Below are 15,714 nucleotides of genomic sequence, written 5' to 3'. Positions count from 1 at the left end.
AGGCTAACGGCACCAGCGGTGTTGCAACCACTGCTGGTGTTTTTTTTACATCAGGACGAACAACAGAACTGTTTCATAGTGCAAATGGGGGTTAAGGGGTTAAGTAGAAAGGTTTAATAATATATCACTTTAGCAAATCAGGTATCAACACCCTCCTTTGCCATAAATAATCACCTGGCCATCAATCAATTTATAGTCTGCGTCAAGTACTTTACAAATCACTTCCAGCTTCTCAAAAAGATTTTCATCGGTGAGGTTAATGGTTAATAAGCAGTTTTTCAACACGTCTTCATCATAAACCACCTCAATGCCATAGGCTTTTTCTAGCGCTGCAAACACCAGAGGCGCGGGTGCTGCATCAAAGACAAAGCGAGCCATTTCGGCAGGAGGCAACAGCAGCGTAGGCGTTTCTACGAGTAGTTTTCGGATGGTTGCCTCACTGCGAACAAATACCGCTTTCTGGTTGGGGGTGAGCACGATGCCTTTACTTTCGGGGTCTTGCCGAGGGTCGCGGCGGTCGGCATATACCGAAACCCTCCCCGACTTTACGGCTACCGTCACGTCAGGGTCTTTTTGATAGGCAGCAATATGAAAACTCGTCCCCAGCACCCTTGTTACCAATCCATTAGCAAAAACTAAAAAGGGACGTTTAGGGTTTTTTTCTACGTCAAAAAAAGCACCTCCTTCTAAGTGTACTTCACGCTTATCGTCCTGAAAACGACGTGGATACTTCAGACGGCTGTTGGTTTCTAACTCGACCCGACTGCCATCGGAGAGCTGAATCAGCATCATTTTATCCGATGAATTAACGGCCTCCATCCATGCTGGTAACACTTTGGTGGCCACCTCGGTTTTTTCTGTAGGTATTATTCCGCCATTTTGCCAAGCATAGCCTAATGCCAACACAACCACTGCTGCCGCCGCCCAACCTCCTACGCGCCAAAACCACGACGCCGTCCGTACATTCGGCGTTGTTTCTAGCGTCTCAATGGTATGCTCTATTCGCTCCCAAATCACGGCGGCAGTTACGCTTTCCGCGTTTGAATCGTGTAATTCTTGAAGCCCCAAAATAAGTCGGCGCGCTTCCTCTAGTTGGTAATAACGTTCGGGAAAATCTCGTAAAAATTGTTGCCAAAAAGCATCACTCTCGGGCGTAGGCGCACAAACCCAAGCCCGAAAATACTCATCGGCGGCAAGTTCTTCGGCTGTAAATTGGTAATAGTCCATAGGTTAAAGATGTTCGATTTTAAAAAATAGGGTGTGGATAACGAGTTTTTGTCAGTAGAAAAAAAGCATCGTGAGCACCATCGAAAAAATTCGGACGGTTTCGCGCAATGTTTTCAGGGCGGTGTAAATAAATCGGCAAGCTGATTGATAATTCACGCCCATCAATTGGGCGACTTCCTCGTTACTAAACTGATGGGTAAATCGCAAATCAATAGCCTGTTGCTGGCGCGGGCTAAGTGTCTGGTAGCCCTCCCGCAAGCGTCGTAATAGCTGTTCTTGTCGCTCGTCCGAAATCCATTGGTGCTCGATGGTACCTGCTTCGTCGGCGTTGTCGAAATTATCAACGTTGGTGGCAGCATAAAACTCATCGCGCTGCTGCGCCCGCGTAATTTTGTTTCGCAACGACCTAAATAAGTAAAATTTGATGGAGTCGGTCTCACTCAGGCGAGTTCGGCTTTGCCACAATTCGATGAATAAATCGTGGATACTGTCTTCTATCAGGCGCGCATCTGAGGTAACCTTGTGTCCATAACGCACCAACTCTTGGGCATACAGCTCATAAATCCGCTTGAAGGCCCAGCGTTCTCCTTCGCGGAAAGCATCCCAAAGTGCAGTATGTGAATGGTGTGAGGTCACAGAACGTCGGATTAAGTGGTACAGTCGAATAACTTTCGATAGCTTCAATTACTAATGCCAGAAAAACTCATTTTTAATCCTATTTTTTCTCATTATTTTTTTATTTTTTTTACTACCTACATTTTTCAATAGACAAAACTCTCATAACAATTTGATTTACAATATGCTACAAATGTTGCGCCTCGCCGAGGCTGCGTTGAAATTTTATTTATTACATGCTACAAATGTTACGCCTCGCCGAGGCTGCGTTGAAATTTTATTTATTACATGCTACAAATGTTGCGCCTCGCCGAGGCTACGTTGAAATTTTATTTATTACATGCTACAAATGTTGCGCCTCGCTGAGGCTGCGTTGAAATTTTATTTATTACATGCTACAAATGTTGCGCCTCGCCGAGGCTGCGTTGAAATTTTATTTATTAAATGCTACAAATGTTGCGCCTCGCCGAGGCTATTGGTAAACACATAGCTCACATAGGATTTTTCACAATAGATACATAGACCCTTTAGCTACTGTTTTCTATGTGTGTACTTTCTATTGTGATCTATGTGTTTTAAAATTAATAAAAGAGGGATAAGCACATAGCTCACATAGGATTTTTCACAATAGATACATAGCGCCCCCTAGCTGATTTTTCGTATATTTTTAAAATTTCAGTAACTTGACCCCATCACCCATCTCGTTATGCCCTCTTACGAAGAAACCGTCGCAAAAGAACTCCGTCTCTGGCAACGCCAAATGCTAAAAAAGCCTTCGGCAGCCAACCGTCTCGCCAAAGCCACCCAAAAGTGGATCAATAACCTGATTCCTGAGAAAATTCACGAAATCATCACCACCACCATCAAGCAAATGACCCGTGGTGTGCTTTTTGGTGCGGAGTTTATCACGCCACTTCCTGCACCTGCGGTTAGTTTTGAGCAACAAGAAGATGAAGTACGACGACGCATTAGTTTCTATAAAACCGCTGGTGCGGCCGAAGGCGGCGTGGCGGGCGCGGGCGGCTTCTGGCTGGCTTTGGCCGACTTTCCGCTATTGCTTAGTCTCAAAATGAAGCTCCTTTTCGACATTACGGCTTGTTATGGCTATCCTATCAACGACTACCGCGAGCGGATTTTTCTGTTACACATCTTTCAGCTGGCGTTTTCAAGTCAAGAACGCCGTCGAGAGGTGTATCTGCAAATCGTTGATTGGGAGGAAAAAAGTAAGCTTTTACCTGAAGACATCCACGCCTTCGACTGGCGTACGTTTCAACAAGAGTACCGCGACTACATCGATTTGGCAAAAATGGCGCAACTCATTCCTGGCATTGGTGCCGCCGTGGGGGTGGTCGTCAACTATCAACTTATCGACAAACTAGGTAAAACTGCCATGAATGCCTACCGAATGCGGAAGAAGGGGAAGTTTGAGTGAGGAGAGATGAGTGAGGAGTGATAAACGTTTTATGTGCTGAGGGTTGCTCACAATCCGAATTATTTCTTATCATCACTTTTTTCCTTTTCAGCTACAACATTGCGACTTTTGGCTACATCATTTATCTGATTGTTACTGAACTTTGCACCATCAAATAATTCCAAAATTGGTGTAATTTTAGAAAAAACCAGCAAAGAAAATGAAAATTGTAACCATCGCCCTCCTGCTCATTTCGTCGTTTTTGAGCCTCAAACACGGCTGGGATGCCTTCCAACCTGCTACTGCCGAGCAAGCCAAAATGATGGCCGACTTGGGCATTACCAAATCCTTTGTGCCTCTTGTGGGCGCACTCTCTATTATTATTGGCTTAATGCTCCTTTTTCCTCAAACTTTTTTTGTGGGCAACCTGCTCAATGCCATTGTAATCCTGTTGATTATGGCGTTTTCGTTGCGGGCAGGAAACGTCAAAATGGCCTTCATCGAAATTCCATTTCTTGCGTTACCATTGCTATTGATTTGGTTAAAATACCCTTTTAAATTTTAGCAGTATGCCCCAAGAAAAACCGTACCGAATCAAATCCATCGCCGAAATTCATCGGTTGATGAACCTGCCGAAGCCACAGCACCCACTTATCGGCATGATTGACCTCAAAATATTAAAATCCGCGCCCAACATTCAGGCTGTACTTTCAGATTTTTATGTGGTGTCGCTCAAGAGAGGCTGCGACAAACTTATGTACGGCCAGCAAAAGTACGACTTTGATGAAGGGTTGCTGGCTTTCATTGCACCAGGGCAAATTTTGCGCGGGGAAGCCAACGGCGTCCCTCACAACCTCGAAGGCTGGATGCTCTTTATTCACCCTGATTTTTTGTGGAACACTCCACTTGCCAAAAAAATCAAACAGTACGAGTTCTTTGGATACTCGACCAACGAAGCTTTGTTTTTGTCCGACAAAGAAGAAACTACCATCAACGGTATTGTCAATAACATCCGAGAAGAATACCACGCCAACATTGACAAATTCAGCCAAGACGTAATCATTGCCCAGCTGGACGTGCTATTTACCTATGCCCAACGGTTTTACGAACGGCAGTTTATTACCCGAAAAATCACCAACAGCCAAGTACTCAATCGCCTAGAAGAAATCCTGAACGCTTATTTCAACAACGAAGATTTGGTATTAAAAGGACTACCCACCGTGCAATACGTGGCGGATTCCCTGAACTTTTCCACCAAATACCTGAGCAGTATGTTGAAACAGCTTATCGGACTTACTACTCAGCAGCTTATCCACGAAAAACTGATTGAAAAGGCCAAGGAAAAGCTATCCACCACCGAACTGACCGTGAGCGAAATTGCCTATGAACTAGGTTTTGAACATTCCCAATCGTTCAATAAGCTGTTCAAAGCCAAAACCAACCAAAGCCCCCTCGAATTTAGGCATTCGTTTAATTAAGGTCATCAGTAACTGTTCAATATTATCCGTTTGGGCCTCGTAAAATTGGTCAAAAAAAAGTTTTTTTTGTACTAATCAAATGGTTTAAACATTTGTTTAAAAATAACATTTAAAATAATTGTTCAATCAAAAATTTGTTTTCACTTTTGTTGCGGAAATTTGAAAATGGAGGTTATCGTGACATGTATTACTCAGTCTAGTGAAGAGAGAATCAAAGAAGCGGCAAAGGCTATTTTTTTGAAAAAGGGGTACGCAGGAACAACGGCAAGAGATATAGCTGAAGCGGCCAACATGAACATTGCTTTGACGAATTATTATTTTCGAAGCAAGGAGAAGTTGTTTGTTGAGATTTTTAGGGATTTGTTCAACTACTATTGCCAAAACACCCTAAGAATTTTTGAGAAACCGATTGGTATTCGCGAGAAATTAATCGAACTGATTGAGGAAGATTTCAGAGTGATGAAAGCAGAACCCAACTTGGTACTGTTTCTGATGAATGAAATTCAGCGCGACCCCGAGCAGCTCCTCCCCGAGCTATCGAAGTTTAAGGAGTTGTTGCATGGAACGCTGACGAGCCAAATTAACGAAGAAGTACAAAATGGTCGAATGCGCGACATCAGTGCCGACCATTTAATGCCACTCATTATGGGAAGTCTTCAGTTTATTTTTGTGGGCAAAAAAATGAACATGAAACTTCACAATACCTGCGAAGAAGAGTTCAACCACTTCGCCGAGTGCCATAAAGACCTTATTATCAGCATGATTACTGAGTACCTGTTTGTCCCAACAACAGCTTCTTAGTTTTTTATTAAGCATACAAACAATTCTTAAAAAAGAATTGTTTGTATTTCAAGGATAGGTCATTACCTAACCACCATTACACCAAAAACAACGTGCCGATGCTTCATTGGATCCGTTGTATTATCAAAGTCTGACACGCTATTGACAGTATGGGAAACAAATTACGCAACAAGCTCGCAGAGTTCAAGGAGGCTGCGATTGCTAAAGAAAAAGGAATCTACCCTTATTTTAGACCCATCGAATCGGGTCAAGATACCGAGGTTCTCATCAACGGTAAACCCGTTTTAATGTTTGGTTCTAATTCTTACTTAGGACTAACCAACCACCCCTACATCATTGAGGCTTCTCAAAAAGCTGCTGAAAAGTACGGCACAGGCTGTGCGGGTTCACGGTTTTTGAACGGTACACTCGACATTCACATCGAGCTTGAGCGCCGACTTGCCGCTTATGTAGGAAAAGAGGCTGCCATCTTGTTCAGCACAGGTTATCAGGCCAACTTGGGAGCTCTTTCTAGCTTGACAGGCCGCCATGATTACATTTTGTTGGACGAAATGAACCACGCCTCCATCATCGACGGAAGTCGTTTGTCGTTCTCGAAGGTCATTAAGTATGCCCACAACGACATGGAAGACCTCCGCAAAAAGCTTAGTCTTTTGCCCGATGAAGCCGTAAAACTCATCGCTACTGACGGGATTTTTAGCATGGAAGGCGACATTGTGGACTTGCCTGGGCTCAACAAAGTAGCTGCCGAATTCGATGCGTCTGTTCTGGTGGATGATGCCCACAGTTTAGGCGTTATTGGTGAACGTGGCGCAGGAACGGCCTCTCATTTTGGCCAAACCCACGAGACTGACTTGTTTATGGGAACATTCAGCAAGTCCTTGGCATCGTTGGGAGGGTTTATTGCCAGCGACAACGAGACCATCGAGTACCTCAAACACCGTGCGCGTTCGCTCATATTCAGCGCCAGCATGACACCCGCTACGGCAGCGAGCACCATTGCAGCACTCGACGTCATTGAGTCAGAGCCGTTCCACATCGAGCGCTTGTGGGCAAACACCCGCTATGCCAAAGAATTGTTGCTGTTGAGTGGGTTTGATTTGGGTCCGACCGAAAGCCCAATTTTACCAATTTATATTCGCAACAACGAGCATACTTTCCTCATGACCAAATTTTTACAGGACGAAGGTGTGTTTGTCAATCCTGTCGTATCGCCAGCGGTACGCCCCGAAGACAGCCTCATTCGCTTTTCGCTGATGGCCACGCATACTTTCAGCCAAATTGAAGAAGCCGTGGATAAATTGGCACGAGTTGCCCAAAAAGTTTGTCCTGAAGCGTTAAAGCAACATATATGATTCGTATAGCCCCCGTAGAGTCTAGCAAAGAAGTAGGAAAATTCATTGATTTTCCGCACGATTTGTATAAAAATGACCCCAATTACGTACCCGAACTCTTTATTGCCCAACGTGATATGCTTTCTCCCAAGAAGCATCCATTCCACGAACACGGGCAGGTAAAGCTGTTTTTAGCCTATAAAGACAACCAGATTGTGGGTCGAATTGCGGCCATTGTGAATGGCAATCACATCGCATTTACGGGGAAACAAGACGGTTTCTTTGGTTTTTTTGATTGCATCAACGACCAAGAAGTCGCCCAAGCACTGATTGATACGGCAGTAAATCACCTAAAAGAGAAAGGTTTAACCCGCCTCGTTGGCCCCGTCAACTTTTCCACCAACGACCCTTCTGGGGTGTTAGTTGAAGGTTTTGAACGCCCACCCATCGTGATGATGACCTACAACGCTCCCTATTACGACACGTTGTTGTCAAGCATAGGGTTGCGAAAAATGACCGATTTGCTCGCCTACGAGTTGGAAGTAAGCGAGTCTAACGACCGCTCTATCAAACTGTTGGAAGTATTGCAAAGCCGTTTGAAAAACAAAGGAATCACGATTCGTCAGGTGGACATTAAAAATTTCAAACAAGAGGCCGTCAAGATTCGTGAAGTATATAACAAGGCTTGGGACAAAAACTTAGGGTTTGTACCCATGACCGACAAAGAGTTTGACTTTTTGGCCAACGATTTGAAGTTATTACTCGACCCTCGATTCTGCCTCGTTGCCGAAAAAGACGGTGAGTTCATCGCCTTTGCACTCGGCGTACCTGACCTCAACCAAATCTTGATTAAAATCAAACGAGGTCGGTTGTTTCCAACGGGGATTTTCAAGTTGTTGACCCAACGTAAAAACATCACTCGTTTGCGCGTATTGGCGCTTGGCGTATTGGAAAACTACCGCAAAATGGGCATTGAAGCCTGTTTGTACGGAACCATCATTAAAAACACGTACGGAACAAAAATCACGGGTGGTGAATGTTCGTGGATGCTTGAAGACAATTACCTCATGAACCACGCCATCGAACAAATCAACGCAAAATTATACAAGCGGTATCGGTTGTACGAAAAAGAACTATGAGCGGGCGCGTATTGATAACGGGGGCAAGCGGGTTTATTGGATACCACTTGATTGAGGCAGCCCAAAAAGCGGGATTGGAAGTCCATGCCGCAGTGCGCCCGTCAAGCGATGTTTCGCACCTTGCGCCATTGGCTCCCGTTTTTGTTTATCCCGATTACCGTTCAACCGACGCACTTCGGTCGTTTTTGGAAAAGGGTCAATACCAGTATATTATTCACTCAGCAGGGGCAACGCGCGCCAAAGACAGTGCCACGTACAACCTCATAAACGCCGAATATACCCGTCGGTTGGCCGAAGCAGCCTGCCAAGTTAGTCAACCGTTGGAGCGGTTTGTTTTTGTGAGCAGTTTGGCCGCCCTTGGGCCGTTATCATACACTGAAAAACAACCGATTACGGAGAATACGCCGCCAATGCCTGTCACCGATTATGGTAAAAGCAAGTTGTTGGCCGAACAATATTTAGCTGAAATCAAAGGGTTGCGAACCAGCGTCATTCGGCCAACCGCCGTTTATGGGCCCCGCGAAAAAGATGTATTTATCCTTTTCAAAACCCTCAACAGCGGCATCGACGCGTACATTGGTCGTGGTGCGCAACGTTTCAGCTTTGTTTACGTAAAGGATTTAGCAGATGCAACGGTAAAAGCAGCGCTTCACAAAAGTACCGCCAACCATGTTTTCAACGTTTCGGACGGAGCCGCATATAACCGTTATGAACTGGCCGAGATTTTCAACGCATGGAGTGGCAAAAAACCTGTTCGGATTCATATCCCTTTGGGGTTGATGAAATTTGTTGCAACGGCTTTGGAAGTAGGCTATACATTTTCAAAAAATACGCCAGTCATTAACCGCGAAAAACTCAAAGAACTGACGGCACAAAACTGGTATTGTAGCATCGATACCGCCCAATCGCAACTCGGTTACCAACCAAAATATAACTTAAAAAGAGGGCTTCTCGAAACCCTAACGTGGTACCGAGAAAACCAATGGCTTTGATAACCAATAGATTACCATTACAGCAACAGACATGAACGACAAAGATTTCTTGAATTAAGAAAATGAAAAGAATAACCACACTCATCGTATTAGTGCTGCTTTTGCCGATAACCCTTCTCTACGGCCAAAGCGCAACGGTTGTAAAAGGAGTCATTTCGGACGCTAAAACGGGCGAAACGCTACCTTTTGTCAACGTACAGGTAGTAGGCACGACCATCGGAACCACCTCCGATGCGGATGGACAATATACCCTCAGCGTACCCAACAAACAGCCCAAAATCAAGTTTACGTACATCGGTTACCAAAGCATCGAGAAAACGGTCACGCCAGGTAACACCCAGACTATCAACGTCAAATTGGCGGTGGATGCGCTTTTGCTCAAAGAAATTGTTGTCAAAGGAAAAACCACTCGCTACCGCAACAAGGATAATCCTGCGGTTCAGCTCATTCGTCAGGTGATTGACCACAAAGAGCAGAACCGCATGACCCAAAACGACTATGTGGAGTACGAGCAGTACGAAAAAATATCGCTTGCGCTGAGCAATCTTTCTGATGAATTTAAGGACAAACGCATTTTTCGTAATTATCAATTTTTGTTTGTAGCCCAAGATTCGGCTGGAATGGGCGGAAAAAATATGCTACCCGCTTACATGCAGGAGAAACTATCACAAGTATATTTTCGCAAAAACCCTTATACCAAAAAACAATGGGTGCAAGCCGACCGCAAGGCAGAATTTGACCAAAAATTTATTGACAACGAGGGGCTAAATGCCTATTTCAGACGGTTGTACGAAGACATTGATATTTATAAAAATGACATCTCAATTGCAACTAATTTGCTTTTGAGCCCCATTGCTAACACCGCTCCTACGTTTTATAAGTTTTTTATTCGTGATACCGTCAAGACCCAAACGCCTTGGTTGATTGAGCTTGGGTTTGTACCTCGCAATAAAGCCGATATGCTTTTTGAGGGTAAACTATTTATTACCCTCGACGGAAATTACAGCGTTCAAAACGCGTATTTAACCGTAAACAAAGACATTAACCTCAACTTCATGCGTGACCTTGAGGCCAAAATTGAATTTGTAAAAGAGGAAGATGGACGCTACCGCCCCAGCAAAACGTCGTTGGGAATGGAGTTTTCGTTGGGCGAAAAAGCCGCAGGTTTGTACGGTCAGCGTGTCGTAAATTTTAAAAATTTCTTGACCAATCAGCCCCGTCCTGATAGCCTTTATAAAGGCCCTGCCCAAGAAAATGCGCCGACGTTTGCCAAGCTAAATGCCAACAACGAAGCCTATTGGAGCAATTTACGTCACCTCCCCCTCGACCGCATGGAGAGCAACATCTACCGGAACGTAGATACGCTCCAGACCATCCCATCGTTCCGTCGAATTATGGACATCACTACCTTGTTTTTTGCGGGGTACAAGTCTTTTGGAAAAGTGGAAATCGGACCTGCCAATACGTTTTATAGTTTCAACCCCGTGGAAGGTTTTCGCCTACGCTTTGGCGGACGCACCACCACCGAACTCAGCAATCGACTCTATTTTGAAGGGTATGGAGCGTACGGTTTCAAAGACCAAAAATGGAAATATTTTGCGAGCAGTACATTTTCGCTGAACAACAAATCGGTCTATCATTTTCCGCTACACTACATTCGGGCGAGTTATCAGCGCGACACAAAAATCCCTGGACAAGAGTTGCAGTTTGTCCAAGAAGATAACTTCCTGCTGTCGTTCAAACGCGGCGATAACAACCGTTGGCTGTACAACGATGTTATAAAATTGGAATACATCCGCGAGTTCACCAATCACTTTTCGTACAAGTTTGGATTTACCCAATGGGCACAAACGCCCGCAGGCATTCTCAAGTACGAACGAACTACTGACGGCGCAGCTCAAAATGTAGCCCAACTCAACAATACCGAATTGAGCTTGGAGCTTCGCTATGCCCCCAACGAGCAGTTTTATCAAGGAAAACTCTATCGGACGCCGCTCATCAATCGCTCCCCTATTTTTACGTTGCGTTATAACGCTGGGATAAAGGGGCTTTTGTCAGGCCAAACCGACTATCATACAATTACTGGCAATGTCGCCAAACGTGTTTATTTATCACAGTATGGTTTTGCGGACGTAACAGCCGAAGGTGGCTACATTTTTGGCAACAATATTCCATTTCCGCTGTTGATGATTCACCGCGCCAACCAAACCTACGCGTACCAATTGAACTCTTACAACTTGATGAATTTCCTTGAGTTTGTAAGCGACCGCTACGCGAGCATCGACGTTCAGTATTACTTCAATGGCTTCTTATTCAACAAAATACCGTTGCTGAAACGACTCAAATTGCGCGAAGTGTTGAGCGTAAAAGCCTTGGTAGGTGGCCTTCGCGATGAAAACAACCCTAACAAAGGCGCATCCGTTTTTCGTTTCCCTGTCGATTCGGAAGGACGTAGCATTAGCTACACTCTTGGCAGCCAACCGTACATTGAAGGAAGCGTTGGCGTGGCCAATATTTTCAAATTAGTTCGGGTCGATTTGGTACGACGTTTTAGTTACCTCAACAACCCAAACACGGTTCAGTGGGGAGTAAGAACACGTTTTAGACTTGATTTTTAGACAGTTATCTATTGTTTATTTTAACACATAGAGCACCTGAGAATTAACACATAGAGAACTATCTGAACTATGTGGTCAAATAAAAGACCTCGTGCTCCCCGTTAACAGATAAACAAAAAACAGACACCAAAATGAAATACGGAATCATAGCAGCGGGTGAAGGGTCACGATTGGCGAAGGAGGGATTTACCCTTCCCAAACCCATGGTGCAGTTGCACGGCGAAATGCTAATTGACCGCCTGATTGCAGTTTTTGCCCGTAACCGAGCTGAATCTGTACATATTATCATCAATGAAGCCTCAGAAGTGCTCGAAAATCACTTGTTGCAGGCCAAGTATCCTGTACCTGTTTTTATCGTAAAGAAATCAACGCCGAGTTCGCTCCACAGTTTTTACGAATTACTAAAAAGTACCGAGCAGCCAAGCGATTTTTGCCTGACCACCACCGACACCGTATTTATCGAAGAGGAATTTGAAGCTTATATCAACGCCTTCCAAGCGGCACCTTCGTTGGATGGGCTGATGGCCGTTACGTCGTTTGTGGATGACGAGAGTCCTTTGTTCGTAAAAACCAACGAGCAACTTGGAATTACTGATTTTTGCGACACCAACGACGATCCAATTCCTTACGTTTCGGGCGGGATTTACTGTTTACGCAGCCGCGCTTTGGCACAAGTCACCCAAGCCGTCGAAAGTGGCACCAACCGTATGCGAAACTTTCAGCGTCGTTTAGTCACGGAAGGATTACAATTAAAAGCATTTCCCTTCAAAAAAATCGTTGACATCGACCATGTAAGGGACATAGAAACGGCGGAACTGTTTTTAAGCGAAGCCTAAAGAGAGACTTTCCAAGTCTGATAACCAACGAGTTCAAGACTTGGAAAGTCTAATAAACGGAATAAAAAAGACTTTCCAAGGCTGAAAATCGACAAATTCAAGACTTGGAAAGTCTAATACAACGTAATAAACAAGACTTTCCAAGGCTGAAAATCAACGAATTCAAGACTTGGAAAGTCTAATACAACCGAATAAACAAGACTTTCCAAGGCTGACAACCAACGAGTTCAAGACTTGGAAAGTCTAGCACAGTAAAATTAACCAGACTCTCCAAATCTGACACCAAGCCAATTGGAAAGTCTAAGCAACTATTCGTATCATGAAAACCACCACATTACTTGGAGTAACCAGAAACAAAAAGTTTTCGCCCAACCACGTCGGAAACGACGGTGCGATTTTTTCTTTGGTTATCCAAGAGCTCGAAAAAATGGGGTACTCGGTCCAGCTTTGGGACGAAGATACCTTCTTAGCAGCCACTGAGATTCCTCACCAGTACATTTTCACCATGGCGCGCCAAAAACGGGTCGTAAAAAAATTACAACAGCTTGAAAACGAAGGAAAAATCGTCGTTAATTCGGGCTTTGGCATTGAAAACTGTTTCCGTACCAACATGACCAAAAATTTGTTGGAAAACGGCATTCCGTACCCCAAAAGCTACATTGTACCAACGGATTACGATGGAAACGATGTTTTTGAAAACCTTCCAGGTAAAGGATTTTGGGTAAAAAGAGGCGATTTTCACGCCATCCACAAAGAAGACGTGTCGTTTGCGGCCACGGCCGAAGAAGCCAAAGAAATGCTGCAAGAATACGCCCTGCGCGAAATTCCCGACGCCGTTATTTCGGAACACCTCCGTGGCGATTTGGTGAAATTTTATGCCGTACGCAACACCGACTTTTTCTTCTGGTTTTATCCGTACGCCAACAATCACCACAAGTACGCCGAGTACGAACACATCAACGGTCAATCGGTCTATTATCCGTTTGACGAAAAAGCCTTGCAGCAAGCCGCCAACGCCTCGGCAGAAGTACTCAACATTCATATTTACGGAGGCGATGCCATCATCGACAAACACGGGAATTTTCACCTCATCGACGTCAACGATTGGCCAAGCTTTGCGCCTTGCCGCCAAGAAGCATCCGTTTATATAGCTCAAGCCATTGCCGAACAATTTGAGCTACAGCCCGTAGCAGTGAGTTAACTGTTAGCAGTTGCTCGCTGATACATTTTAACCATTACCTATACTAACGATAACGAATGGAGACATTGACAAAAGATACCCAAACCACTCAGGCAAGTGCGTTTCAAAGTTCGCTCAAATCCAACGACACCGAAGAACGAATTGACATTTGGTTTTACCGCCCTATTGGCTACCAAATTGCCCTTTTTTGCGCCAAAATAGGCATTACGCCCAACGCCGTTACCATTATCAGCATTTTCTTTGGCGTAGCGGCGGGGATATTGTTTTACTACCAAGAACTTTGGATTAACGTCATCGGGATGTTGTCGTTGGTATTTGCCAATTCGCTTGACAGCGCCGACGGGCAATTGGCCCGACTGACCAACAATAAAAGCCGCTTAGGCCGCATTTTGGACGGACTTGCGGGCGACTTTTGGTTTATTGCCATTCACGTCGCTATCTGTTTGCGCAGTCAAAACGAAGGTTGGAGTGCGTTGATTTGGGTTCCAGGCGTGGTGGCAGGTATATCGCACGTGGTGCAGTCTGCTATGGCTGATTATTACCGAAACGTGCATTTGTTCTTTATCAAAGGCACTTCAGGTAGTGAGCTAGACAACAGCCATGACTTGCAAAAAGACTATGATAAACTTTCTTGGGGCAATCATTTTTTCTTAAAACTCATTGCACGCAGCTACCTCAATTACACCAAATTACAAGAAGGATTTTCGCCTAATCTCCAAAAACTATTGGGCGTGGTGCGCGAACGTTTCCAAAACGGCTTGCCCGAATGGCTTATCACCGATTTTCGCGCCATGAATAAGCCATTGATGAAATATACCAACATCGTTCAGTTCAACACCCGCGTGCTGTTCTTGTTTTTGTGGCTCTTCATCGACCAAGCGTGGATTTACTTTCTCTTCGACATTTTCGTGCTCAACCCCATTTTGATTTACATGTGCGTAAGTCAGGAAAAAGTGAGCCGCCATTTTTACCAAAAACTAACTGCCTAACGTGAAAATCAACGCCGTCACCTACAAAATCCTGTTCATGGCCATTGGCGTCGGTACGCTGATGTATATGGTGCATGGCTTGGGTATTGCGGTTATTTGGGAAAATATCCAAAAAACAGGCTGGTGGTTTGTACCCGTCATTGGCAGTTGGTTAGTGATTTATATCCTCAATGCGTTGGCTTTCAAAGCCATCATTCAGGAGCCGAATTTGCCGCAAAGCAATCTGTCATTTGGGTCAGTTTTGCGGCTCACCATTACGGGCTACGTCATTAATTACATCACGCCTTTTGTAGCGTTGGGCGGTGAACCTTACCGCATTATGGAACTAAAGCCCACGCTGGGACTCCAAAAAGCGAGTTCGTCGGTGCTGCTCTACAGCCTGATGCACATGTTTTCGCACGTGATTTTCTGGTTGGCGTCCATCTTGCTCATTTTTGCGTTTGTCCCGCTTGCACCTTTGATGCTCATGGGCTGTTTGATCATGCTGGTGGTGGGGCTGATACTGGGCTTTTGGTTTATGCGCGCTTACAAGCGCGGCTTTACCGTGAGTACGTTTCGCCTGTTGACGCGCCTGCCTTGGGTAGGAACTAAAGTGCAAGCCATGCTGGCCAATAAAGCCGATACGTTGCACGAAATCGACGACCAAATTCGGATTCTTTATGCCGAACGACGACGCCGTTTTCATGCTTCCCTTTGGCTCGAATTTGCAGCTCGCGTGGTGGGTTGCGCCGAAATTTATTTTACAGGTCAAGCCATTGGACTCAATATGTCCATCGTCGATTCGCTGATTATCAGTTCGGGTTCGTCGTTGTTTGCCAATCTTATTTTCTTTTTACCCATGCAACTCGGCACCCGCGAGGGTGGATTGGCCTTGGCACTTACGGCCGTCGGAATGCCCGCATCGGCAGGTGTTTTCATTGGCTTAGTCACGCGCATTCGCGAAGTGGTCTGGATTATGATTGGGTTATTGATGATTAAAACAAAAAAAGCGCAACCTGTTGCAAAGGAGGAAGAAGACCTCGCTCCCGTCGAGTAAGTCTTGTGCAATGAAACAACAAGTAGCTAAACTCATT

Annotated in this window: 14 protein-coding genes; 12 read left to right on the top strand and 2 right to left on the bottom strand. The window is 44.9% G+C overall.

The features are described 5' to 3' along the window. Positions 1-144: 144 nt before the first annotated feature. Both K339_RS0119205 and K339_RS0119200 read right to left on the bottom strand, forming a co-directional pair. Positions 145-1,227, bottom strand: coding sequence for a FecR family protein (locus K339_RS0119205; protein ID WP_028525054.1), 1,083 nt, complete (start codon positions 1,225-1,227; stop codon positions 145-147). A gap of 51 nt (positions 1,228-1,278) precedes the next feature. Beyond that, complete coding sequence (locus tag K339_RS0119200; RefSeq protein WP_028525053.1) at positions 1,279-1,863, bottom strand: RNA polymerase sigma factor; 585 nt, start codon at positions 1,861-1,863, stop codon at positions 1,279-1,281. A 685-nt stretch (positions 1,864-2,548) separates the two neighbouring features. Between K339_RS0119200 and K339_RS0119195 the strand changes: the two genes are divergently transcribed. The 12 genes from K339_RS0119195 to K339_RS0119135 all read left to right on the top strand — a co-directional run bounded on the left by K339_RS0119195 (position 2,549) and on the right by K339_RS0119135 (position 15,677). Continuing rightward, on the top strand, positions 2,549-3,274 hold the full coding sequence (locus K339_RS0119195) for an EcsC family protein (protein ID WP_028525052.1): 726 nt from the start codon (positions 2,549-2,551) through the stop codon (positions 3,272-3,274). Positions 3,275-3,473: 199 nt separating this feature from the next. Continuing rightward, entirely contained in the window at positions 3,474-3,818 is a 345-nt protein-coding gene (locus tag K339_RS0119185; RefSeq protein WP_028525051.1) for a hypothetical protein, read from the top strand. A 4-nt stretch (positions 3,819-3,822) separates the two neighbouring features. Next, positions 3,823-4,731, top strand: coding sequence for a helix-turn-helix domain-containing protein (locus tag K339_RS0119180; protein WP_028525050.1), 909 nt, complete (start codon positions 3,823-3,825; stop codon positions 4,729-4,731). Between the two features lie 177 nt (positions 4,732-4,908). Continuing rightward, a complete protein-coding gene (locus K339_RS0119175) occupies positions 4,909-5,532 on the top strand; it encodes a TetR/AcrR family transcriptional regulator (RefSeq protein WP_229598777.1) in 624 nt (207 codons plus the stop codon). 149 nt (positions 5,533-5,681) lie between these two features. Then, on the top strand, positions 5,682-6,887 hold the full coding sequence (gene spt, locus K339_RS0119170; protein WP_028525048.1) for a serine palmitoyltransferase: 1,206 nt from the start codon (positions 5,682-5,684) through the stop codon (positions 6,885-6,887). Next, the gene (locus tag K339_RS0119165) at positions 6,884-8,005 is read left to right on the top strand and encodes a hypothetical protein (RefSeq protein ID WP_028525047.1); all 1,122 of its coding nucleotides are present in this window, start codon (positions 6,884-6,886) and stop codon (positions 8,003-8,005) included. The genes spt and K339_RS0119165 overlap by 4 nt, the downstream gene beginning before the upstream one ends. Beyond that, positions 8,002-8,997 (top strand): NAD-dependent epimerase/dehydratase family protein, encoded by a 996-nt coding sequence (locus tag K339_RS0119160; RefSeq protein WP_028525046.1) that lies wholly within the window; start codon positions 8,002-8,004, stop codon positions 8,995-8,997. Before K339_RS0119165 ends, K339_RS0119160 begins: the two co-directional genes overlap by 4 nt. Positions 8,998-9,059: 62 nt before the next feature. Continuing rightward, entirely contained in the window at positions 9,060-11,615 is a 2,556-nt protein-coding gene (locus K339_RS0119155; protein WP_028525045.1) for a DUF5686 and carboxypeptidase-like regulatory domain-containing protein, read from the top strand. Positions 11,616-11,746: 131 nt separating this feature from the next. Beyond that, positions 11,747-12,451 carry an NTP transferase domain-containing protein gene (locus tag K339_RS0119150; protein ID WP_028525044.1) on the top strand — a complete coding sequence of 235 codons (705 nt, stop codon included), beginning with the start codon at positions 11,747-11,749 and terminating at the stop codon, positions 12,449-12,451. A gap of 319 nt (positions 12,452-12,770) precedes the next feature. Beyond that, positions 12,771-13,652 (top strand): ATP-grasp domain-containing protein, encoded by an 882-nt coding sequence (locus K339_RS0119145; RefSeq protein ID WP_028525043.1) that lies wholly within the window; start codon positions 12,771-12,773, stop codon positions 13,650-13,652. Positions 13,653-13,708: 56 nt separating this feature from the next. Next, positions 13,709-14,641 carry a CDP-alcohol phosphatidyltransferase family protein gene (locus tag K339_RS0119140; protein WP_028525042.1) on the top strand — a complete coding sequence of 311 codons (933 nt, stop codon included), beginning with the start codon at positions 13,709-13,711 and terminating at the stop codon, positions 14,639-14,641. 1 nt (position 14,642) lies between these two features. After that, the gene (locus K339_RS0119135; RefSeq protein ID WP_229598775.1) at positions 14,643-15,677 is read left to right on the top strand and encodes a lysylphosphatidylglycerol synthase transmembrane domain-containing protein; all 1,035 of its coding nucleotides are present in this window, start codon (positions 14,643-14,645) and stop codon (positions 15,675-15,677) included. Positions 15,678-15,714 lie beyond the last annotated feature (37 nt).

It is taken from the genome of Runella limosa DSM 17973 (assembly GCF_000482465.1).
In the GTDB taxonomy this organism is placed as follows: Bacteria; Bacteroidota; Bacteroidia; order Cytophagales; family Spirosomataceae; genus Runella; species Runella limosa.
Note: the sequence above shows the minus strand (reverse complement) of the source record. Positions and strands in the feature narration are given on the sequence as shown.